This window comes from Streptomyces sp. NBC_00572 (genome assembly GCF_026341815.1).
Taxonomy (GTDB): domain Bacteria; phylum Actinomycetota; class Actinomycetes; order Streptomycetales; family Streptomycetaceae; genus Streptomyces.
The window spans coordinates 3974087-3996196 of sequence record NZ_JAPENX010000001.1 but is presented as its reverse complement, the minus strand read 5'-3'; the positions used below and the strand labels follow the sequence as shown (position 1 = coordinate 3996196).

Annotated in this window: 19 protein-coding genes; 13 read left to right on the top strand and 6 right to left on the bottom strand. The window is 71.0% G+C overall.

Annotated features, from left to right (window positions below):
• Positions 1-50: 50 nt before the first annotated feature.
• The 3 genes from xseA to OG514_RS18690 all read left to right on the top strand — a co-directional run bounded on the left by xseA (position 51) and on the right by OG514_RS18690 (position 2334).
• On the top strand, positions 51-1274 hold the full coding sequence (gene xseA, locus OG514_RS18700) for an exodeoxyribonuclease VII large subunit (RefSeq protein ID WP_266896146.1): 1224 nt from the start codon (positions 51-53) through the stop codon (positions 1272-1274).
• 65 nt (positions 1275-1339) lie between these two features.
• A complete protein-coding gene (locus OG514_RS18695; RefSeq protein WP_266896145.1) occupies positions 1340-1600 on the top strand; it encodes an exodeoxyribonuclease VII small subunit in 261 nt (86 codons plus the stop codon).
• 143 nt (positions 1601-1743) lie between these two features.
• Positions 1744-2334 carry a malonic semialdehyde reductase gene (locus tag OG514_RS18690; protein WP_266896143.1) on the top strand — a complete coding sequence of 197 codons (591 nt, stop codon included), beginning with the start codon at positions 1744-1746 and terminating at the stop codon, positions 2332-2334.
• 143 nt (positions 2335-2477) lie between these two features.
• Here OG514_RS18690 and OG514_RS18685 read toward each other — a convergent pair whose 3' ends face one another.
• Complete coding sequence (locus tag OG514_RS18685; protein WP_266896141.1) at positions 2478-3011, bottom strand: DUF4245 domain-containing protein; 534 nt, start codon at positions 3009-3011, stop codon at positions 2478-2480.
• Positions 3012-3128: 117 nt separating this feature from the next.
• Here OG514_RS18685 and glpX point away from each other — a divergent pair, with 117 nt between their 5' ends.
• On the top strand, positions 3129-4163 hold the full coding sequence (gene glpX, locus OG514_RS18680; RefSeq protein ID WP_266896139.1) for a class II fructose-bisphosphatase: 1035 nt from the start codon (positions 3129-3131) through the stop codon (positions 4161-4163).
• A 120-nt stretch (positions 4164-4283) separates the two neighbouring features.
• Here glpX and OG514_RS18675 read toward each other — a convergent pair whose 3' ends face one another.
• Together OG514_RS18675 and OG514_RS18670 are read right to left on the bottom strand one after the other, a co-directional pair.
• A complete protein-coding gene (locus OG514_RS18675) occupies positions 4284-4655 on the bottom strand; it encodes a WhiB family transcriptional regulator (RefSeq protein WP_266896137.1) in 372 nt (123 codons plus the stop codon).
• A gap of 149 nt (positions 4656-4804) precedes the next feature.
• A complete protein-coding gene (locus OG514_RS18670; RefSeq protein ID WP_266896135.1) occupies positions 4805-5521 on the bottom strand; it encodes a DUF1707 domain-containing protein in 717 nt (238 codons plus the stop codon).
• 372 nt (positions 5522-5893) lie between these two features.
• On the opposite strand from OG514_RS18670, the gene OG514_RS18665 reads away from it, so the two are divergent.
• A complete protein-coding gene (locus OG514_RS18665; RefSeq protein WP_266896133.1) occupies positions 5894-7564 on the top strand; it encodes a fumarate hydratase in 1671 nt (556 codons plus the stop codon).
• A gap of 178 nt (positions 7565-7742) precedes the next feature.
• Positions 7743-8384 carry an HAD family acid phosphatase gene (locus OG514_RS18660; RefSeq protein ID WP_266896131.1) on the top strand — a complete coding sequence of 214 codons (642 nt, stop codon included), beginning with the start codon at positions 7743-7745 and terminating at the stop codon, positions 8382-8384.
• 51 nt (positions 8385-8435) lie between these two features.
• On the opposite strand, the gene OG514_RS18655 is transcribed toward OG514_RS18660, so the two are convergent.
• Positions 8436-8930 carry a hypothetical protein gene (locus OG514_RS18655; protein ID WP_266896129.1) on the bottom strand — a complete coding sequence of 165 codons (495 nt, stop codon included), beginning with the start codon at positions 8928-8930 and terminating at the stop codon, positions 8436-8438.
• Positions 8931-9035: 105 nt separating this feature from the next.
• Here OG514_RS18655 and OG514_RS18650 point away from each other — a divergent pair, with 105 nt between their 5' ends.
• The gene (locus OG514_RS18650; protein WP_266896127.1) at positions 9036-9704 is read left to right on the top strand and encodes a lipoprotein; all 669 of its coding nucleotides are present in this window, start codon (positions 9036-9038) and stop codon (positions 9702-9704) included.
• Positions 9705-9868: 164 nt separating this feature from the next.
• Here OG514_RS18650 and OG514_RS18645 read toward each other — a convergent pair whose 3' ends face one another.
• Entirely contained in the window at positions 9869-11398 is a 1530-nt protein-coding gene (locus tag OG514_RS18645) for a ricin-type beta-trefoil lectin domain protein (protein ID WP_266896125.1), read from the bottom strand.
• 106 nt (positions 11399-11504) lie between these two features.
• Here OG514_RS18645 and OG514_RS18640 point away from each other — a divergent pair, with 106 nt between their 5' ends.
• From OG514_RS18640 to OG514_RS18630, 3 genes are all read left to right on the top strand, one after another.
• Entirely contained in the window at positions 11505-12905 is a 1401-nt protein-coding gene (locus OG514_RS18640; protein WP_266896123.1) for an aspartate ammonia-lyase, read from the top strand.
• A gap of 135 nt (positions 12906-13040) precedes the next feature.
• Positions 13041-13706, top strand: coding sequence for a DUF402 domain-containing protein (locus OG514_RS18635; protein WP_266896121.1), 666 nt, complete (start codon positions 13041-13043; stop codon positions 13704-13706).
• A 311-nt stretch (positions 13707-14017) separates the two neighbouring features.
• Positions 14018-15982 (top strand): ATP-binding SpoIIE family protein phosphatase, encoded by a 1965-nt coding sequence (locus tag OG514_RS18630; protein WP_266896119.1) that lies wholly within the window; start codon positions 14018-14020, stop codon positions 15980-15982.
• A gap of 54 nt (positions 15983-16036) precedes the next feature.
• Here OG514_RS18630 and OG514_RS18625 read toward each other — a convergent pair whose 3' ends face one another.
• A complete protein-coding gene (locus OG514_RS18625) occupies positions 16037-18253 on the bottom strand; it encodes a transglycosylase domain-containing protein (protein WP_266896117.1) in 2217 nt (738 codons plus the stop codon).
• 260 nt (positions 18254-18513) lie between these two features.
• Here OG514_RS18625 and OG514_RS18620 point away from each other — a divergent pair, with 260 nt between their 5' ends.
• The 3 genes from OG514_RS18620 to OG514_RS18610 are packed head-to-tail and all read left to right on the top strand — an operon-like array spanning position 18514 to position 22087.
• Positions 18514-19038, top strand: a complete 525-nt coding sequence (locus OG514_RS18620) for a PadR family transcriptional regulator (RefSeq protein WP_266896115.1) — start codon at positions 18514-18516, stop codon at positions 19036-19038.
• On the top strand, positions 19035-19718 hold the full coding sequence (locus tag OG514_RS18615) for an ABC transporter ATP-binding protein (RefSeq protein WP_266896113.1): 684 nt from the start codon (positions 19035-19037) through the stop codon (positions 19716-19718). The genes OG514_RS18620 and OG514_RS18615 overlap by 4 nt, the downstream gene beginning before the upstream one ends.
• The gene (locus OG514_RS18610; RefSeq protein WP_266896111.1) at positions 19715-22087 is read left to right on the top strand and encodes an FtsX-like permease family protein; all 2373 of its coding nucleotides are present in this window, start codon (positions 19715-19717) and stop codon (positions 22085-22087) included. Before OG514_RS18615 ends, OG514_RS18610 begins: the two co-directional genes overlap by 4 nt.
• The last annotated feature ends 23 nt before the right edge of the window (positions 22088-22110 follow it).

Below are 22110 nucleotides of genomic sequence, written 5' to 3'. Positions count from 1 at the left end.
ACGTCGGGCGCGGTCCTGACGTTGTCGTACCGCGCGGTTACGCTCGGTCCATGGCTCTGACTACGTCCGCCGAAGCACCGCTTCCCGTCGGTGAGGTCTCCCGACTGATCGGGGGGTGGATCGACCGGCTCGGGGCGATCTGGGTCGAGGGGCAGATCACGCAGCTGTCCCGGCGCCCCGGCGCCGGGGTCGTCTTCCTGACGCTGCGGGATCCCTCGTACGACATCTCCATCGGCGTCACCTGCTACCGGCAGGTCTTCGACGCCGTCGCGGACATCGTGTCCGAGGGCGCCCGGGTCGTCGTGCGGGCGAAGCCCGAGTGGTACGCGCCGCGCGGGCAGCTGTCGCTGCGGGCGGTGGAGATCAAGCCGGTCGGGATCGGCGAGCTGCTCGCCCGCCTGGAGCAGCTGAAGCGGAGCCTGGCGGCCGAAGGGCTCTTCGCGCTCGACCGGAAGAGGCCGCTGCCGTTCCTGCCGCACCGGATCGGGCTCGTCTGCGGCCGCGCGTCGGCGGCGGAGCGGGACGTCCTGGAGAACGCGCGCCGGCGCTGGCCCGCCGTCGCCTTCGAGGTGCGGAACGTGGCGGTGCAGGGCGTGAAGGCCGTTCCGCAGGTCGTCCAGGCGGTCAAGGAGCTCGACGCCCACGAGGACGTCGACGTGATCATCGTGGCCCGGGGCGGCGGCAGCGTCGAGGACCTGCTGCCGTTCTCGGACGAGCAGCTGGTCCGGGCCGTCGCCGAGTGCCGTACGCCGGTGGTCTCGGCCATCGGGCACGAACCGGACTCGCCCCTGCTCGACCTGGTGGCGGACCTGCGCGCCTCGACGCCGACGGACGCGGCCAAGAAGGTCGTCCCGGACGTCGGCGAGGAGCTGGACCGGGTGCGCGGCCTGCGGGACCGGGCCCTGCGGACCGTACGGGGCCTCCTCGACCGGGAGGAGCGCGGCCTCGCGCACACGCTCGCCCGGCCCGTCATGGAGCATCCGCAGCGCATGGTCGAGGTCCGCGAGGACGAGCTCGTCGCGCTGCTGGCCCGCAGCCGGCGGGTCCTCGGGCACCTCCTGGACCGGGCGGACTCCGAGCTGTCGCACACGCGGGCGCGGGTCCGGGCGCTGTCGCCCGCCGCGACGATGGAGCGGGGGTACGCGGTGCTCCAGCGGACGGACGGGACCGTGGTCCGCTCCCCGGAGGAGGTCGCGGAGGGCGAGGAGCTGCGGGCCCGGGTCGCGGAGGGCGAGTTCGCGGTGCGGCGCGTGGCCGACCCGGACCAGGCCTGAGTACGGCGCCGGCAGAGCGCGTCGAGAGAGATCCAGAGAACCGGACACGGAGGGTGGAGCAGCAGATGGCAGCGGGAACGAGTACGGGTACGGACGAGGCGGCGCTCGGGTACGAGCAGGCGCGGGACGAGCTGATCGAGGTCGTCCGGCGGCTCGAAGCGGGCGGGACGTCCCTGGAGGAGTCCCTCGCGCTCTGGGAGCGTGGTGAGGAGCTGGCGAAGGTCTGCCGGCGGCGTCTGGAGGGCGCGCGGGCCCGGCTCGACGCCTCGCTCGCGGCGGAGCGCGCCGCCGACGAGGAGGCGGAGACGGAGGGCGGGGACGCATAGCGCCCCGCATGTAGACTTCGAAGTGAAGCGGATCACTATCCGGATGGATTAGTTGAAGTTTCACCAATCATCGGCGTACTGTCGAGGACATCGCTTGAAGCCCTACGAGCGAACCCCCTTTTGCAGTCCGGAAGGTACGCAGCATGTCTCTCGCCCTTGACGCCGCCGCTCAGGATCTCCTTTTCCGTGAGGCCCGCACCGCCAACACGTTCACCGACGAGCCGGTGACCGACGAGCAGGTCCAGGCGATCTACGACCTGGTGAAGTACGGCCCGACCGCCTTCAACCAGACCCCGCTGCGCATCACCCTGGTCCGCTCCCCCGAGGCCCGTGAGCGCCTGGTCAAGCACATGGCCGAGGGCAACCAGCCCAAGACCGCCGCTGCCCCGCTCGTCGCGATCCTCTCCGCCGACAACGAGTTCCACGAGGAGCTCCCGGCCCTGCTTCCGCACTTCCCGCAGGCCAAGGACATGTTCTTCGCCGAGCGCCCGGTCCGCGAGCAGTCCGCCGTCCTGAACGCCGCGCTCCAGGCCGCGTACTTCATCGTGGGCGTCCGCGCCGCCGGCCTGGCCGCGGGCCCGATGACCGGCCTGGACTTCGCCGGCCTCCAGAAGGAGTTCCTGGACGCCGACCACACCCCGCTGATGGTCATCAACATCGGCAAGCCGGGCGAGGACGCCTGGTTCCCGCGTTCCCCGCGCCTCGCCTACGACGAGGTCGTCACCACCGTCTGAGTGGGACCCCGCAGAGGACACACGGAAAGGCCCCGCACTCCCTGAGTGCGGGGCCTTTCCCGTACGCCGTCGCCTGCGCCCGGACCTTCTTCGACTCGGGCCTTCTTCGACTCAGTCCCTCTTCGACTCGGGCCTTCTTCGGCTCAGACCTTCTTCGACTGGAGCGAGCCCACCATCTCGGCGAGCCGCTCGAACGAGGCCGTGCCGGTCACCACCGTCGTCGCCCCGCCGTCCGTCCGGACGAGCGCGTCGTACTTCGGGCCCTCCCAGCGCTGCCAGACCCGGCCCGCCACCGTCTCGGTCTTCCCGGTGTTCTTCGCCCGGTGGGTGACGTCCGGCACGAAGGTGCCCACCGCCGCCGTCGACTGGTGGATCGCCACGTACTGGGTGTCCGGCGAGAGGAACCCGAGCCGCCAGGCGTTGGAGTCCTCGCGCTTGTACGAGACGACCGTCGCCTTCCAGCCCTCGCCCAGGCCCTCGGGGGCCAGCACCGGATACGGTGCCGCCCGCTGAGCCGTCAGGAGCTCGACCCGGTAGTCCTTCGCCTTGACCGGATCGGCGCTCTCATCGTGCGGGATGAAGAGATACATCACTCCCGCGGCGACCAAGATCACCCCGAGGGACTGGAACATCCCGCGTACCGTCTGCCTGCCTCGCATACCTGCCACGCGCACCATGGTCGCATCAAGGGTCCGTGCTCATACGTGGGCCCCTCTGCTCATTTTGTCGACGTACCGATAGAGTCGCATCACCCTCCCTTATCCGGCCGTCGCCGTACAGAAAGGTGCGTTCCGATGACCGAGCAGCAGAATCTGCCGCCCGAGCTCGTGGTTTCCCCCGAGGCTCCCGACCGCAACCTCGCCCTTGAGCTGGTCCGCGTCACCGAGGCCGCTGCCATGGCAGCCGGCCGCTGGGTCGGCCGCGGCGACAAGATCGGCGCGGACGGCGCGGCGGTCAACGCGATGCGGACCCTGATCTCCACCGTCTCGATGAACGGCGTGGTCGTCATCGGCGAGGGCGAGAAGGACGAAGCCCCGATGCTCTTCAACGGCGAGCGGGTCGGCGACGGCACCGGCGCCGAGGTCGACATCGCCGTCGACCCGATCGACGGCACCACGCTCAACGCCAAGGGCATGCCCAACGCGATCGCCGTCCTGGCCGCCGCGGACCGCGGCACCATGTTCGACCCGTCCGCGGTCTTCTACATGGACAAGCTGGTCACCGGCCCCGAGGCCGCCGACTTCGTCGACATCAACGCCCCCGTCTCGGTCAACATCCGCCGGGTCGCCAAGGCGAAGAACTCCTCGCCCGAGGACATCACGGTCGTCATCCTGGACCGCCCCCGTCACGAGGGCATCGTGAAGGAGATCCGCGAGACCGGCGCCCGGATCAAGTTCATCTCGGACGGCGACGTCGCCGGTTCGATCATGGCCGTCCGCGAGGGCACCGGCGTCGACATGCTCATGGGCATCGGCGGCACCCCCGAGGGCATCATCTCCGCGTGCGCCATCAAGTGCCTCGGCGGCGTGATCCAGGGCAAGCTGTGGCCGAAGGACGACGCCGAGCGCCAGAAGGCCCTCGACGCGGGCCACGACCTGGACCGGGTGCTCTCCACGAACGACCTGGTCGCCGGGGACAACGTCTTCTTCGTCGCGACCGGCATCACCGACGGCGAGCTGCTGCGCGGGGTGCGCTACCGCGCCGAGACGGCGACCACGCAGTCGCTCGTCATGCGCTCGAAGTCCGGCACGATCCGCCAGATCGACTCCACGCACCGGCTCTCGAAGCTGCGCGCGTACAGCAAGATCGACTTCGATCGCGCCAACTGAGTCCACACGGCGGGACAGTACGAAGAGGGGCGCCCCCATGTGCGGTGGGGGCGCCCCTTCCCGTACGGGACGACGGACGTGTCCGCGCTCCCGTCAGGCCGCCGAGGCCGTCCGGTCCCGTCAGCCCGCCTGGGCGATCCGGTCGGTCGCGGCAGCCTTCCTCAGCTCCACCTCGCGCCGTCGGCGCCGGGCCAGGGCCACGCGGCGCTCCGCCGCCGTGAGCCCGCCCCACACCCCGTACGGCTCGGGCTGGAGCAGCGCGTGCTCCCGGCACTCGACCATCACGGGACAGCGCCCGCAGACCCGCTTGGCCGCCGCCTCACGCGCGAGCCGCGCGGCGGTCGGCTCCTTGGACGGGGCGAAGAACAGCCCGGCTTCGTCCCGGCGGCACACCGCCTCCGCATGCCAAGGGCCGGCCTCGTCCTCCCGAGCAGGGGCGCACTGAGGGGGCACGGCGGCGACCTGGAGGGGCTGATGCGGCAGTTGCAGCACGGTCTACTCCTGACGACGGCTTCGCGAGCGAGCGGCGATGCACCAGCCCTACCCGCTGTGCGCGCGCCTATGCACTGCGTGCCGCGCCGTTCCGCTCTGCGGATACCCGAGGGCGAATTCCGGTCACCGGCCGCTCCGGCGTCCGGTCGTCAGCCGAGGTGCTTGCGCAGCTTGTCCTGGAGATCGGTGATCCACTTGCCACGCTTGGGCCTCGCCTCGACGTTCCCGAAGACCGAGTAGCCGTTGATGACGACGACCGGGGCCTGCGGGTCGACACCCTCCAGGGTCACGACCTCGAAGTTGCCGAAGATCCCGCTGCCGCTGCCGCGCAGGCTGATGTTCTCCGGGACGCGCACCTCCACGTTGCCGAAGATCGACGTGGCGTTGATGGTGGTCAGGCGCTGGGTAAAGATCGCCTCGGTCAGGTCGATCTCGATGTTCCCGAAGAGCGCGAACGCGTTCGTCCGGCGGCTCACCCGCCAGCGTCCCTTGCGGGTGGTGCTGGAGAAGATCGCGACCAGGTTGTCCGCGGGGCCGTCGGTGTCCTCCGGGCCGTACCCGTAGTCCGGCGCGGTCTCCTGGTGGGGCCGGGCGCCCGGAAGGTCGCGGACGATCGGCTCCAGCTCCCCGACGGTCTTCGCCCGGTACACCGCGTCGATCCGGTCCGAGTGCTCCTCGGCGTCGAGCCGCCCCTCCGCCAGGGCGTCCCTGAGGATGTCCGCGATCCGGTCCCGGTCCGCGTCCGAGGCTCGCAACGAGCCCTGCGGGTCGGCGAAGGCGGTCTCCGCGGGGGCGGGCTCGGCGGGTGCGGCCTGCCGCTGCGGCTGCGGCTGCTTTTCGGGTTCGGGCTTCTTTTCGAGGTCCACGGAGCCAGCCTAGCGAAACGCGATAGATCGCGACCAGGGGGCGGGGCCGCGACCTGTGGACGACATCTCGAACCCGTGGGCGGAAATGGCGGGTTGAAGCCGCTCCGGAACCCGCCCGGCTGCGCGCGCCCCGTCGGCCGGGGCCGGGAGCCGGTCGTCGAGTCCGCCGTACTCGCCGTTCCCTGCGAATCCACACCGCCCAACAGCCACGGTGCCGTAGGCCCGGGGCCGTGGGAAACACGCCACTCCGGCGCGGTCCCGGTTCCAAGTGAGCCTTACCTCACAGGACCGGGCACGCGCCCGCGTTCTACGCTGGAGGGCGCACTGCCAACGGAGGCGGTGCGCCGTCTTGCCGAGTGAGGAATGGCCCCCATGCCAGAGTTTGCGTACTCCGATCTGCTCCCCCTGGGAGAGGACACCACGCCCTACCGCCTGGTGACCTCCGAAGGTGTCTCCACCTTCGAGGCCGACGGCCGTACGTTCCTCAAGGTCGAGCCGGAGGCGCTGCGCACGCTGGCCGCCGAGGCGATCCACGACATCCAGCACTTCCTGCGCCCGGCCCACCTGGGCCAGCTGCGCCGGATCATCGACGACCCCGAGGCCTCCTCGAACGACAAGTTCGTCGCGCTCGACCTCCTCAAGAACGCGAACATCGCCGCCGCCGGCGTCCTGCCCATGTGCCAGGACACGGGCACGGCGATCGTCATGGGCAAGCGCGGCCAGAACGTGCTGACCCCGGGCCGCGACGAGGAGGCCCTGTCCAAGGGCATCTACGACGCGTACACCAAGCTGAACCTGCGGTACTCGCAGATGGCCCCGGTCACCATGTGGGAGGAGAAGAACACCGGCTCGAACCTGCCCGCGCAGATCGAGCTGTACGCGACCGACGGCGGCGCGTACAAGTTCCTCTTCATGGCCAAGGGCGGCGGCTCCGCCAACAAGTCCTTCCTCTACCAGGAGACGAAGGCCGTCCTCAACGAGGCGAGCATGATGAAGTTCCTGGAGGAGAAGATCCGCTCGCTCGGCACGGCCGCCTGCCCGCCGTACCACCTGGCGATCGTCGTCGGCGGCACCTCCGCCGAGTTCGCGCTCAAGACCGCGAAGTACGCCTCCGCGCACTACCTGGACGAGCTGCCCACCGAGGGCTCGGCCGAGACCGGCCACGGCTTCCGCGACAAGGAGCTGGAGGAGAAGGTCTTCGAGCTGACGCAGAAGATCGGCATCGGCGCGCAGTTCGGCGGCAAGTACTTCTGCCACGACGTCCGCGTCGTCCGACTCCCCCGCCACGGCGCCTCGCTGCCCGTCGCGATCGCCGTGTCCTGCTCGGCCGACCGCCAGGCCGTCGCGAAGATCACCGCCGAGGGCGTCTTCCTGGAGCAGCTGGAGACCGACCCGGCGCGCTTCCTGCCGGAGACGACCGACGAGCACCTCTCCGAGGAGAGCGACGTCGTCACCATCGACCTGAACCAGCCGATGGACGACATCCTCGCCGAGCTGACCAAGTACCCGGTCAAGACCCGGCTTTCCCTCAACGGCCCGCTGGTCGTGGCGCGCGACATCGCGCACGCCAAGATCAAGGAGCGCCTGGACGCGGGCGAGGAGATGCCGCAGTACCTGAAGGACCACCCGGTCTACTACGCGGGCCCCGCGAAGACCCCCGAGGGCTACGCCTCCGGCTCCTTCGGCCCGACCACGGCCGGCCGCATGGACTCGTACGTCGAGCAGTTCCAGGCGGCGGGCGGCTCGAAGGTCATGCTGGCCAAGGGCAACCGCTCGCAGCAGGTCACGAACGCCTGCGGCAGCCACGGCGGCTTCTACCTCGGTTCGATCGGCGGCCCGGCCGCCCGTCTGGCGCAGGACTGCATCAAGAAGGTCGAGGTCGTCGAGTACGAGGAGCTCGGCATGGAGGCGGTCTGGAAGATCGAGGTCGAGGACTTCCCGGCGTTCATCGTCGTGGACGACAAGGGCAACGACTTCTTCCAGAACCCGGCCCCGGAGCCGACGTTCACGCACATCCCGGTGCGGGGTCCCGGCCTCGGCTGATCGCCCGACGCTCGACGCACGCCCCTCGGTCCGCCCGGACCGGGGGGCTTCGTCGATCTCCGAGTCGTCGATCACCGCTCAGAAAGTCGCTACCGACCGGTAGCCATCTCGTTGCCTACTGTCCAGTATTGAGCGCGAGCATGCCAAAGTCCTGAGCTGGTCGACCAAGGGAGCCCCCATGCCCGCCACCCCCCTCCGCAGGCGCGCCACCGCCGGAACCACGGCCGCCCTCGCCCTCACCGCGTTCCTCGTCGTCGGTCCCGCGCCCGCCGCGTCCGCCGCCGACCCGGACAGCCACAGCACGTCGACCGCCGCGATCAAGGACGTCGACTACACGACCTGGCTCCGTGACGTGGCCGCCGTCGTCGACGAGGCCCGCCCGTACATCGAGGAGCGTTCCGAGAACGCCGGCCGCGAGAAGCAGGCGATCGTCCTCGACATCGACAACAGCTCCCTGGAGACGGACTTCCACCCCTTCTGGGAGCTGCCGACCCCGGCCATCGCGGACGTGCGCACCCTCGTCCGGAACGCCCACGACCGCGGCGTGGACGTCTTCTTCGTCACCGCCCGCCCGGGCATCATCTACTCCCTCACCGACTGGAACCTGAAGCAGGCCGGCTACCCGGTCGACGGGCTGTACGTGCGTTCCCTGCCCGACCTGTTCGCGGAGGTCGGCGCGTACAAGACGGCGCAGCGCGCCAAGATCGAGGCCAAGGGCTACACGATCATCGCGAACATCGGCAACAACACCACCGACCTGGTCGGCGGCCACGCCGAGCGCACCTTCAAGCTTCCCGACTACGGCGGCAAGCTCTCCTGACGCCCCGGCCCGCCGGCCTGCCCGTCAGCCCGTCAGCCCGCCGGGCAGGGCCTAGTCGGTGATGTGGAACTCCATCCGTGAGTAGTCCCCGTCCTGGGTCGAACGGATGGTGCCGCGCGCGCCCTCGAAGTCACCGGTTCCGCCGGTGACGGCGATGTCGAAGGCGGAGATCTCCTCGTCGGACGGGCCGATGGTCAGCATGACCTGCCCCGTGACCTGCCCGGCGGGTTCGCCGACCAGCACGAAGGTGCCCACGCAGAGGAAGTCGCCGGGGTCGCCGACACGGACGACGGTGCAGGTCACGCCGTCCCGGCCGACCTGCTCGCCGCCCTTGGACCGGAAGAGGTCGTCGGCGAAGGCGAAGGAGTCCCCGAGTCCGGGCGGCGGCGCGCTCTCGTCCCCCTGGTCCCCGGGGACCTCCTGGGCGTAGACCGTGAACTCGAACGCCTCGGCGGCGGAGGCCGGGACGGCGGCGACGGCGGAGAAGGCACCGGCCGCGACCGCGCAGACCCCGAGCACGCCGATCCTCCTGAAGCTCCGGAACATGTCCAGCCTCCTACGGGGAGTCCCCCGGACCCGCTTCACATTGTCCGACGTCAGCCCCGGATACGCCCGTCCGGCGGGCCTCCCGCCCGCTACTACGCTGACCGCATGAGACACCCGATACGGACCCTGGCCCCGATCGCCGCCACCCTGGCGGCGGGGCTGCTGCTGGCCGGCTGCGGCGACGACAAGCCGGTTCCCGAGGTCACGCAGGGCGCACGGCCCACGGCGGCCCCCACCACCGCGTCGCCCGCCGCGGATGCCGGCGACGCCGACGCCGCCCCGATCAAGGCCGGCGCGTCCGTCGGCGGTCCCGGGACGCCCTGCGCGCTGCCCGTCTCCTTCGGGACGGCGGAGAAGTGGACGCCGAAGGCGATCGAGAACCCCGACGACCCGGAGTTCGCGGTGCTCACCCGTCAGGGTCCGGCCACCGTTCGCTGCGAGGTGGACGCCAAGCCGGCCGGGCACGTCGGTTATCTGCGGGTGTGGACGGCCGACAAGGGGCCGGCCAGGGCGGCACTCGAAGGGTTCGTGAAGGCCGAGGAGAACACCTCCAAGGTCACCTACAAGGAGAGCGGGTCCGGCGCGGGGCCCGTCACCGAGGTGACGTACACCGTCTACAACAAGGTGATGGAGGAGTCGAAGGAGGAGCGCGCCTTCGCCGTCGCGACCCCGAAGGGGACGGTGATCGTCCACCTAGGCGGGCTCGACACCGCGGAGCACCGGGCGATGCTCCCGGCCTACGAGCTGGCCAAGTCCACGCTCAAGGCGCCCTGACGCCGCCCTGTTCGCGAACGCCGTGGCCCCCGTCCGACGTCGGACGGGGGCCACGGCGTTCGTGAACGGGGGGCCACGGCGTTCCCGGACGGGGCCCCGGCGTTCGTGAACGGGCGCCCCGTCGTTCCCGGACGGGGCTCCGGCGTTCGTGAACAGGGCTCCGGCTACGCGAACTTCTGGTTCGCCGAGCCGTCGCAGGTCTGGAGACGGATCGGCTGCTTCGCCGCGCCCTGGGTGAGGCAGAGGCCCGTCGCGTCCGCCGGGCGGATCGTGGCGCCGTCGCGGACGAACTTCTGGTTGGCGCCGCCGTGGCAGTTCCAGAGGACGAGCGCCTTGCCCGCCTGGTAGCCGGACGCGGGGACGTCCAGGCAGCGGTCCTGGGTGAGCTGGGTGTGGACGGTCCCGCGAGCGGAGTCGTACCACCAGCCCTGGTTGCGGCCGCCGTGGCAGTCCCAGCCGAGGACGGCGGTGTTGTTGGACGAGGAGGCCGCGTCGACATCCAGACAGTTGCCCGTCGCCTGGTTCTTCAGCGGCTTGTACACGTCGTCCCACGCCACCGGGAAGAGCGTCGGCGTGCCGGTGGAGTTCGCGTCGGCGCAGCTGGCCTCACGCGTGCCCGAGTTGTAGATCTGGGTGAGGCAGGACGCGAAGGCGGCGTGCCCGCGCGCGTTGGGGTGGAAGGACTGCCGTACGGAGTTCTCGTCCGGGGTCCCGGGCTTGGAGAGGTCGATGTAGAGACCGCGGGCCCAGGGGTCCTCCATGCAGACCTCGTGGCCGTGGAAGAGCCGCGAGTTGTCGAGGTAGACGGCCCCGGTGGCGGCGGCGGCCGCGCGCATCCCGCGCTCGAAGCCGGGGACGGCGGTGTTGCGGCCCCAGACGGTGTCGGAGTCGTAGCCGAGTCCGCCGCAGATCAGCTTGCCGGGGAAGTTCGGGTTGTCGTGGAAGTCGGGGCCGATGGGGCTGGGGTAGCCCATGACGACGAGCTTGTAGTCGCCGTCGGCGTAACCGGCGTCGCGCATGACGGTCTTGAGGTCGCGCACGGTCTGCTCGACCTTGGGGACGAGTCCGTCGACGCGGGCCTGCCAGCCGGGGGCGTACTTGGGCTCGCAGGCGCCCTGGAGCAGCAGGTAGCGCTGGACGCAGTCGGTCATGACGGGCCCGAACTGCAGGTCGTCGTTGGCTCCGGCGACGAGCAGGACCATCTTGATGCGGGTGTTGCGCGCCTTGACGGCCAGGTTGTCGCTCTGGACGAGCTCGTCGGCGTACTGCTTGGAGCCGCCGATCTTGATGTTGCCGGTGTAGGCGCCGGAGCACGACACGTTGAAGGTGAGGTCCGCGGGGATCCCGGTGCGGTGGATCGCGGCGTCGGGCGAGCGGTGGCACCAGTTGGTGGGACCGTTGGTGGGGGGCTCGTACGTGCCGACGCCCTCGCCGGAGATCTCGCTGTCGCCGAGCGAGATCAGGCCGGTCTTGCGCTGGGCGAGCGGGCGCTCCTCGGGACTGCCGTAGATCTTGGTGGCCTCGGCGGCCCGGATCGCTTCGAGGGCGGGCGGGAGCGGCGCGGTGGCGGTCGTCGCCGTGGTGCCGGTGTCGGCCGCGCCGGCGGGGGCGGCGGCTGACATCGTGCCGAGTACGGCGGCGGCCGCGGCGACGGCGGCGATGGGCCAGCGGAGTCTGTGCCTGGTGCGCGTCATTGCGCCTCCTGGAAGTGGGGTTACCCACGGTTTTTACTGGCCGGTACGCCCGATGGGAATACATCGAACAAGACAAGTGCTCATCTTTTCTAGGAGGTTGACACACATGAACGACGCAGACGGATACCGGATCGAGCACGACTCCATGGGTGAGGTGCGGGTCCCCGCGCACGCCAAATGGCGCGCCCAGACCCAGCGGGCGGTGGAGAACTTCCCCATCTCCGGGCAGCACCTGGAGCGCGCCCACATCGAGGCCCTCGCCCGGATCAAGGCCGCCGCCGCCCAGGTGAACGCCGAGCTCGGCGTGATCGACCGGGACCGCGCCGAGGCCATCGCCTCGGCGGCGGCGGAGGTCGCCGAGGGGCGCTGGGACGAGCACTTCCCGGTGGACGTCTTCCAGACCGGCTCGGGCACCTCGTCCAACATGAACACCAACGAGGTGATCGCCACCCTCGCCACCGAGCGGCTTCCCGAAGGCCGCGAGGTCCACCCCAACGATCACGTGAACGCCTCGCAGTCCTCCAACGACGTCTTCCCGTCCTCCATCCACATCGCTGCCACCGGCGCCGTCACCCGCGATCTGATCCCCGCCCTCGACCATCTGGCCGCTTCCCTTGAGCGAAAATCGGCCGAATTCGCGACGGTGGTGAAGTCCGGCCGTACGCACCTGATGGACGCCACCCCGGTCACCCTCGGCCAGGAGTTCGGCGGCTACGCGGCCCAGGTCGGGTACGGCGTCGAGCGGCTGAGGTCCGCGCTCCCCCGGCTCGCCGAACTCCCCCTCGGCGGTACGGCGGTGGGCACCGGCATCAACACCCCGGCCGGCTTCTCGGCCGCCGTCATCGCCGAGGTCGCCCGCGCGACCGGCCTGCCGCTGACCGAGGCCCGCGACCACTTCGAGGCCCAGGGCGCCCGCGACGCCCTGGTGGAGACGTCCGGCCAGCTCCGTACGATCGCGGTCTCCCTCACCAAGATCGCCAACGATCTGCGCTGGATGGCCAGCGGACCCCGCACGGGCCTCGCCGAGATCAACCTCCCCGACCTCCAGCCCGGCTCGTCGATCATGCCGGGCAAGGTGAACCCGGTGATCCCCGAGGCGGTCCTGATGGTCGCCGCGCAGGTGACCGGAAACGACACCACGGTGGCGGTGGCGGGCGCGGCCGGGAACTTCGAGCTCAACGTGATGCTTCCGGTGATGGCGAAGAACCTCCTGGAGTCCGTACGGCTGCTCGCCAACGCCTCCCGGCTGCTCGCCGACCGCACGGTGGACGGGATCACGGCCAACGTCGAGCGGGCGCGCGAGTACGCCGAGTCCTCGCCGTCCGTGGTCACCCCGCTGAACAAGTACATCGGTTACGAGGAGGCCGCCAAGGTCGCGAAGAAGTCCCTGGCCGAGCGGAAGACCATCCGCGAGGTCGTACTCGAGTCCGGCTACGTGGAGCGCGGCGACCTGACCGTCGAACAGCTGGACGAGGCGCTGGACGTCCTGAGCATGACGCATCCGTGATCCGCGCCGTACTCGTCCGGGATCCCGCGCCGCGCCGATCCGGGATCCCGCGGATGACTCGTCCGTGATCCCGCGCATGACTCATCCGTGATCCGTACCGCTGCGGTCGTGGGAGCGCGCCCCTAAGATCTGCGCATGACAGGATCGGGCGGCTCTCAGCATTGGGCGCCGGGGGAGCACATCCTCTGGCGCTACCGCGGCAACGGCACCGGAGACGTGCACATCTGCCGACCGGTGACGGTCGTCCAGGACACGCCGGATCTCCTCGCGGTCTGGATGGCGCCCGGCACGGAGTGCGTGCGACCCGTGCTCGCCGACGGCACACCCGTGCACGAGGAACCGCTCGCCACCCGCTACACCGCCCCGCGCACCACGGAACGCGCGCGGTGGTCCGGCAGCGGGGTCCTGAAGCTGGCGCGCCCCGGCGACCCGTGGTCGGTGTGGCTGTTCTGGGAGCGCGGCTGGCGTTTCCGCAGCTGGTACGTGAATCTGGAGGAGCCGCGGGTCCGGTGGTCCGGCGGCTTCGACTCCGAGGACCATTTCCTCGACATCTCCGTCTACCCCGACCAAAGCTGGCTGTGGCGGGACGAGGACGAGTTCGCGCAGGCGCAGCGGTCCGGTCTGATGGGTCCGGAACAGGCCGCACGCGTGCGTGAGGCCGGGCGGCGGGCGGTGGACCGGATCAAGGCGTGGGGGGCGCCGTTCGCGGACGGCTGGGAGAACTGGCGGCCCGATCCGGCATGGCGGGTTCCGGAGCTGCCGGCCGACTGGGACCGCACTCCGGCGCACACGGCACCGTGAGACCCTTGATGCGCCCCCGGGGTTCAAACGTAGGATCGTCCTCCGCACGGCAGAGGCGGACCGAACGGCGCGTCAGACCGACCGAGCAGCACGTCAACGACCGAACGCAGCGCAGGACCTGACCAGAAGTCATCCACGAGGGGGAGAGCAGTGCCGGACGTCTGCCCGGGTGTTCCCACCCCTGCTGGTGCCGCGGCCCGCGGAGCCTTCACATCCGCCGCCCACAAGGGGTTTATCCCCGCCGAAGGCGCGGCATCGGCGAGAAGAGCGAGTGCATCGCACCACCGGCCCGGACGGACGGAATCCCACGCGTGACGGAGCATCCCACCTCCCACGAAGGCCGGCAGCCCCTGGCTGCCCGGTCGCAGGAACGCGCGCGCCCTCGCCAGGAGGCAGCGGCCGGCCTGCCTTCCGACGTGCCCGCCCAACCGGGCGGACCCGCGGGCCCGGCGGCCGCCGCGGCCCCCGCGACGAAGGACGCACCCGCGCCCCCGCCACCGACGACCGCCCCCGGCGGCCCCGGTGCGATGGCCGTCGCCGTGTCCGCGCAGCCCCCGGGCGGGGGGCGTGGCGGGGACACCTCCGCGCGGCGCGAGGGCGAGCGGCTCCGGTTCGTCGGGGCGGCGACCCGGCGCATCGCGCGCGGCATCGACCTGGACGAGATCGTGCTCGGTCTGTGCCGGGCGACCGTGCCGACCTTCTCCGACGAGATCCTGGTCTATCTCCGCGACCCGCTGCCGGTGGGCGACGAGCGGCCGGTGGCGCCGTTCGTGCTGCGGCTGCGCCGTACGGACCGGCTCCGGTTAAGCGATGTGGAGGGCGAGGAGCTCGTCCTCGTACCCGATCCGGATCCGACCCCCGCGGCCGAACTCTGCGAGGTGCGGTCCGGTGGAGCACTGGCCGAGGTGCTGCGTGGGGTGCGGCCGGTCTTCGGCGACTCCGCGGCCGCCAAGACCGCGCTGACCGAACTCCTCGGCCCCGACCATCCGCTGCCCGGCGGGCTGCGTGCCGTCCTCGCGCCGCTGCGCGGCCGGCGCCGGGTGATCGGCGCCGCCGTGTTCCTGCGTCGCCCCGAGCGGGCGGGCTTCGAGCCGAACGACCTGCTCGTCGCGGCGCAGTTGGCCACCCACACCGCGCTCGGCATCGACAAGGCCGTGCTCTACGGCCGTGAGGCGTACATCGCGGACGAGCTGCAGCGGACGATGCTGCCGGACTCGCTGCCGCAGCCGACCGGCGTCAAGCTCGCCTCGCGCTATCTGCCGGCGGCCGAGACGGCCCGGGTGGGCGGTGACTGGTACGACGCGATCCCGCTGCCCGGCAGCCGGGTCGCGCTGGTCGTCGGCGACGTCATGGGCCACTCGATGACCTCGGCGGCGATCATGGGCCAGCTGCGGACGACCGCGCAGACCCTGGCCGGGCTCGACCTGCCGCCGCAGGAGGTCCTGCACCATCTCGACGAGCAGGCACAGCGGCTCGGCGAGAACCGGATGGCGACCTGCATGTACGCGGTGTACGACCCGGTCTCGCACCGGATCACGGTGGCCAACGCCGGCCATCCGCCGCCGATACTCCTCCACCTGGGCGGCCGCGCCGAGGTGCTGCGGGTGCCGCCGGGCGCCCCGATCGGCGTGGGCGGTGTGGACTTCGAGGCGGTCGAGCTGGACGCCCCGGCCGGCGCCACGCTGCTGCTCTACACGGACGGTCTGGTCGAGTCCCGGCTGCGGGACGTGTGGACCGGCATCGAGCAGCTGCGGGAGCGCCTGGCGGCGACCGCGCAGCTGACCGGCCCGGACCACCCGCCGCCCCTTGAGGCGCTCTGCGACGACATCCTCGACATGCTGGGGCCCGGCGACCGGGACGACGACATCGCGCTGCTCGCGGCCCGGTTCGACGGCATCGCGCCGAGCGACGTGGCGTACTGGTTCCTGGAGCCGGAGGACGCGGCCCCGGGCCGGGCCCGGCGGCTCGCCCGGCGGGCGCTCGCCCGCTGGGACCTGGAGGAGCTGACGGACTCGGTCGAGCTGCTCATCAGCGAGGTCGTGACGAACGCCGTGCGGTACGCGGAGCGGCCGGTGACCCTGCGGTTGCTGCGGACGGACGTGCTGCGCTGCGAGGTCGGCGACGACTCGCCGCAGCTGCCCCGGCAGCGGCGGGCGCGCGACACCGACGAGGGCGGGCGCGGTCTCTTCCTGGTGAACCGGCTGGCGAGGCGGTGGGGGGCGACCCGGCTTTCGGGCGGCAAGGTGGTCTGGTTCGAGCTGGCCACCCCGAACTAGTCACAGGTGACGAGAAGGGCCGGACCCCTGTGGGGTCCGGCCCTTCTGGTATCCCTACCGCTGTGGGCGGTCGGTGGTGTCGGGGTCGGGTCCGGTGCCCGTGTTGTCCGGGTCCGGCGGCTCGATCGACGGCGGCGGGGACGGCTCGTCGGTCACGGGCGGCTCGGTGGTGGGCGACGGCGGCGTGGTGACCGGGTCGCGCGTCACCGGCGGTGTGGTGGCCGGCGTGGTCGGCGGGGCCGTCGGGTCCGGGGAACTGGTCGTCGGCTCGTCGGTCGGTTCCTCGGGCGCCTCGGTGGTCCGGGTGGGCGTCGGGTCCGGGAGGAGAGTGGCCGAGCTGTCGGTCTCCAGGTCGAAGGAGGCGTCGGAGCCGCCGTCGAGTGCGCCGCTGGTGTAGTCGCCCCAGATCAGGGCCGGCGTACGGCCACCGTTGGCGCGGCCCGGGTTGATGGTGTCGGTGAGGGTGACCTGGTTGCCCTTGGCGTCCTCGCCGAAGAGGCCGACGGCGGTGACGAGTTCGGGGGTGTAGCCCACGAACCAGGCGGAACGGTTGTTCTCGGAGGTGCCGGTCTTGCCGGCGGCCTCGTACTCACCGGCGGCACGGAAGCCGGAGCCGTTCTGCACGACGCCGGTCATGGCCTGGGTGACGGTGTCGGCGGCCTCGCGGCTGATGACCTGCGCGCCGTTCGCCTTGGCGGTGGAGACCGTACGGTCCCGGTGCGTGGCGCCCTTCACGAGCGTCGGGTTGACCTTCTTGCCGTGGTTGTCGAGCGTGGCGTAGACGCCGGCCATGTCCAGGGTGGAGGCACCCATGGTGCCGAGGGACATGGCGGGGGTCTCGCCGAAGTCGGCGCCGTCCTTCATGCCGAGGGCGAGGGCGGTCCTCTTGGCCTTGTCGGTGCCGACGTCCACGATCATCTGGGCGTAGACGGAGTTGATGGAGCTGTTGGTGGCCTTCTGGACGGTGACGGGGCCGTAGCTTTCGTCGTCCTCGTTCTCGGGATGGAACTCGATGTCGCTGCCGACGACCTCGCGCTTGCTGGTGCCGTCGTAGATCGTGCCGAGGCCGATGTCCCGTCCGTCCTGGGTGACCGCGTGGTTGTCCAGGGCGGAGGCGAGGACGATCGGCTTGAAGGTGGAGGCGGGCTGGTAGTCGCGGCGGGTGGCGTTGGACATCCAGTGCTCGGTGGCGCCGACGCCGCCGTACATGGCGACGACCGCGCCGGTCTTCGGGTCGACGGAGGTGGCGCCGGCCTGGACCGTGGCCTGCTTCTTGTCGCCCTTGCGGTCGAGCTTGTCCTCCAGCTGCCGGTCGACGGCCTTGACGAGGTCCTTCTGCCGCTTCTCGTCGATGTTGAGGGTGATCGTCCAGCCGCCGGCCTTGATGTCCTCCTCGCTGACGCCTTCGCGCATCAGCTCCTGGTTGGCGGCCTCGACGATGTATCCGGTCTGGCCCTCCATGCCGGGGGCGGGCTTGGGCTTCTGCGGGACGGGGAACTTCAGGGCGGCGCGCTCGTCCGCGGGGAGCCAGCCCTCGCCGACCATGTTGTCGAGGACGTAGTTCCAGCGCTCCTCGACGAGCTTGCGGCCGGTGGCGTTCGCGGAGGTCCAGTCGTACTGGTTGGGCGCCTGGAGCAGCGAGGCGAGGTAGGCGCCCTGCGCGGTGGTGAGCTTGGTGGCGTCGACGCCGTAGTACGCGCGGGCGGCGGCCTGTATGCCGTAGGCGCTGCGGCCGTAGTAGCTGGTGTTCATGTAGCCGGCGAGGATGTCGCTCTTGCTCATCTGCTGGTCGACCTTGATGGCGATGACCATTTCCTTGAGCTTGCGCGTCGCCGTCTGGTCCTGGCTCAGGTAGAAGTTCTTGACGTACTGCTGGGTGATGGTCGAGCCACCCTGCTTGCCCTTGCCGGTGACGGTGGACCAGGCGGCGCGGGTGGTGCCCTTGATGTCGACGCCGTTGTCCTTGTAGAAGGTCTTGTTCTCCGCGGCGACGAACGCCTTCTGGACCTTCACGGGGATCTTCTCCAGGCCGACGATCTCGCGGTTGATCTTGCCGGTGCGGGCGAGGATCTTGCCGTTGGAGTACTTGTAGATGTTGCTCTGCATGGTGGCCTCGGCATTGGCCGTCGGCACCGGGACCATGACGTACACGATGTACAGGGCGCCCATGGCGAGCAGGCAGCACACGAAGAAAGTGCCCAGGAGCTTCCGCCAGGAGAAGAAGCGGCGCAGGCCGCGTTTCTTCGCCTTGCTCTTGTCCGGTCGGCCCATGTGTCCTGTCGCTCCGCTCGTCGTGTGTCCCGGCGTGCCCCGGCCCGTGTCCCGTCCGCGCCGGATCGGCTCAGCTAGCCAGCTAACACCGACGATGCAGACAAAGGACAACCGATCACGCCTTTTCCGGACGTGAGAATCAGCACCCATGCCCAGAGGAACCGACGTCCGGGAGAGGCCGATGGTTGCGTGAGGGCACGCTTCCGGTTAACAGAAGTGGCTATACATCGCAGGTATACACACCGTGTACAGTGGCTCGTATGTCCATCGGTCACACCTTGCTGGGACTCCTGGAGTCCGGCCCGCGCCACGGCTACGACCTCAAGCGCGCCTTCGACGAGAAGTTCGGCCACGACCGGCCTCTGCACTACGGCCAGGTCTACTCGACCATGTCCCGGCTCCTGAAGAACGGCCTCGTCGTCGTCGACGGCATCGAGGCGGGCGGCGGCCCGGAGCGGAAGCGGTACGCCATCACCGAGGCCGGCATCACCGATGTCGCCCAGTGGCTCACCACGCCCGAGAAGCCGGAGCCGTACCTCCAGTCCACGCTCTACACCAAGGTCGTCCTGGCCCTGCTCACCGGCCGCGGCGCCGCCGAGCTCCTCGACACCCAGCGCGCCGAGCACCTCCGCCTCATGCGGGAACTCACCCGGCGCAAGAAGGACGGCGACCTCGCCGACCAGCTCATCTGCGACCACGCCCTCTTCCACCTGGAGGCGGACCTGCGCTGGCTGGAACTGACCGCCGCCCGCCTCGACCGACTCGCCGAGGAGATCAGCCGATGAGCTCCACCCCGCTCCTCACGGCCACCGGACTCGACAAGGCCTACGGACCGACCCCGGCGCTCGCCGGCGCCACCTTCTCGCTCCGGAGCGGCGAGGTCGTCGCCGTCATGGGCCCCTCCGGCTCCGGCAAGTCGACCCTGCTGCACTGCCTGGCCGGAATCGTGCGCCCCGACGCGGGCACCATCACCTACGACGGACGCGAACTCACCGCGCTCTCCGACACCGCGCGCAGCGCCCTGCGCCGTACCGACTTCGGCTTCGTCTTCCAGTTCGGCCAGCTCGTCCCCGAGCTGACCTGCGTCGAGAACGTGGCCCTCCCGCTCCGCCTCAACGGCGAGAAGCGGAAGGCCGCGGAGGCGAAGGCCATCGAGTGGATGGCCCGTCTGGAGGTCGACGACACCGCGGCCAAGCGCCCCGGCGAGATATCCGGCGGCCAGGGCCAGCGGGTCGCCGTCGCCCGCGCGCTCGTCACCGCCCCGCGGGTGATCTTCGCCGACGAACCGACCGGCGCACTCGACTCCCTCAACGGCGAACGGGTCATGCGGCTGCTCACCGACGCCTCCCGGGACACCGGCGCCGCCGTCGTCCTCGTCACCCACGAGGCCCGCGTCGCCGCCTACTCGGACCGCGAGATCGTCGTGCGCGACGGAGCCGTACGGGACGCGGAGTGGGTGGCATGACGCTCCGCACCTGGGCCCGCGACCTGGCGCTCGGCGCCCGGTTCGCGGTCACCGGCGGCCGGTCCGGCCGATTCCGCACCCTCCTGACCGCGACCGGCGTCGGCATCGGGGTGACCCTGCTGCTGCTCGCCGCCGCCCTGCCGAACATGCTCTTCCAGCGGGAGGTACGGGAGTCCCTCCGCAGCGTCGACAGCAGCGAGCAGATCAACTCGCCCCGGCCCGAGTCCTTCCTCCACCTCGGACGGAACACGGTCTTCCGGGACGAAGTCATCAGCGGCACCCTGCTGCAGCCGGAGGGCGACAGGCCCACCGTCCCGCCGGGCGCGACGGCGTTCCCCGCGAACGGCGAGATGCTGGTCTCCCCCGCGCTCGGCGAACTGCTCGACTCCCCCGGCGGCGCCCTCCTCAAGGAGCGGCTCCCCTACAAGGTCGCCGGGACGATCGGTCCGGACGGACTCATCGGCCCCGCCGAGCTGCGGTACGTCGCCCACGTCGACTTCCTCGACTCCGACAACTACGACGGGCGCGGTCTGCGCTACGGCTGGTCGGTGCCCGAGGAACCGATGAACGCGTTCCTGATCTTCCTCGCCGTCGTCGGGTGCGTCGTCCTGCTCCTCCCGGTCCTCGTCTTCATCGCGACCGCCGTCCGCTTCGGCGGCGAACAGCGCGACCGGCGACTCGCCGCGCTCCGGCTCGTCGGCGCCGACACCGCCATGACCCGGCGGATCGCGGCCGGCGAATCCCTAGCGGGGGCGCTGCTCGGCATCGTGGTCGGCCTCGGACTCTTCGCCGTCGTACGCGAACTCGCCGGGTCCTTCACCATCTGGGACGTCAACGCCTTTCCCTCCGACGTCGTACCGATGCCCGTGCTCGCCGCGGTCGCCCTCGTCACGGTGCCGGTCGCCTCCGTCGTCGTCACCCTCTTCGCACTGCGCGGGGTGGCGATCGAACCGCTCGGGGTCGTCAGGACCTCCACCCCGCGCCACCGTCGGCTGTGGTGGCGGCTGCTGCTCCTGGCCGCCGGGGTCGCGCTGCTCGCCCCCGCGATCGGCGGGATCGAAGTGACCCAGACCCGGATCGACACCCCGCAGATCGCCGGCGGCACCGCGCTCGCCCTCATCGCCCTCACCACCCTGCTGCCCTGGCTCGTCGAGGCCACCGTGAAGCGGCTCCGCGGCGGCCCCGTGGCCTGGCAACTCGCGGTCCGCCGACTCCAGCTGAGCAGCGGCACGGCGGCCCGCGCGGTCAGCGGCATCGTGGTCGCGGCGACCGGGGCGATCGCTCTCCAGATGCTCTTCCAGGCGATGGAGACCGAATTCATGCAGGACACGGGCCAGGACACGACCCGCGCCCTGATCGCCGTCGGCGCCAACGCGAAGGACGGCGACGAGGCCCGCGCGATGATCGCCCGCTTCGAGCGCACCGAGGGCGTCAGCCATGTCATCGGCTCGGTCAAGTCGCAGGTGTGGCGGCCGGGAGCCCTGAAGCAGGGCGAGGACTTCGCGCCGACGGCCACGATCCGGGTCGGCGACTGCGCCTCCCTCGGCGAGTTCGCCACGCTGCCGTCCTGCCGCGACGGCGACGTCTTCATCTTCCTCGCGCACGGCGCGCAGGGCGCACCGCCCGACGACTGGGTCACCAGGACCGCACGGCCGGGCGTGACGGTCGACCTGCGCGACCCGCACCCTCTGGAAGGCGCCCCCGGGGCCCGCGAGAAGGGGCCGCGGCCCCAGTGGCGCATCCCCGTCGGCACCCGGGTCGTGGACTCGCGCCCGGACCCGACCGGCATGTACGAGTACGGGATCCTCGCCACCCGCGGGGCGATCGATGCCGACCGGCTCGACACACCCGAGGCGGAGGCGATGCTCCGGTTCGACCCGGCCGTACCCGACGGCCCCGAGCACGCCCGGAACACGGCGGCGGACATCGATCCGACGTCCTGGGTCCGCACGCTCGAGAACACCGAGTGGGACGCCCAGTTCAGCAGCGTCCGCACCGGCATCCTGGTCGGCTCCACCCTGACGATGCTGCTGGTGGCGGCCTCGCTCCTGGTGACCACCCTGGAGCAGCTCAGGGACCGCAAGCGGCTGCTCTCCTCGCTCGTCGCCTTCGGCACCCGGCGCTCCACCCTGAGCTGGTCGGTGCTGTGGCAGACGGCGGTGCCGATGCTCCTCGGGCTCGGCCTGGCCGTGGCGGGCGGACTCGGCCTCGGCGTGGTCCTGCTGCGGATGACCGAGCAGAAGGTCCAGGACTGGTGGGTCTTCCTTCCGGTCACCGGGATCGGGCTCGCGCTGATCGCGACGGTGACGCTGTTGAGCATGCCGCTGCTGTGGCGGCTGATGCGGGCGGACGGGCTGCGCACCGAGTAACCCTCCGGGCGCACGTACGAGCG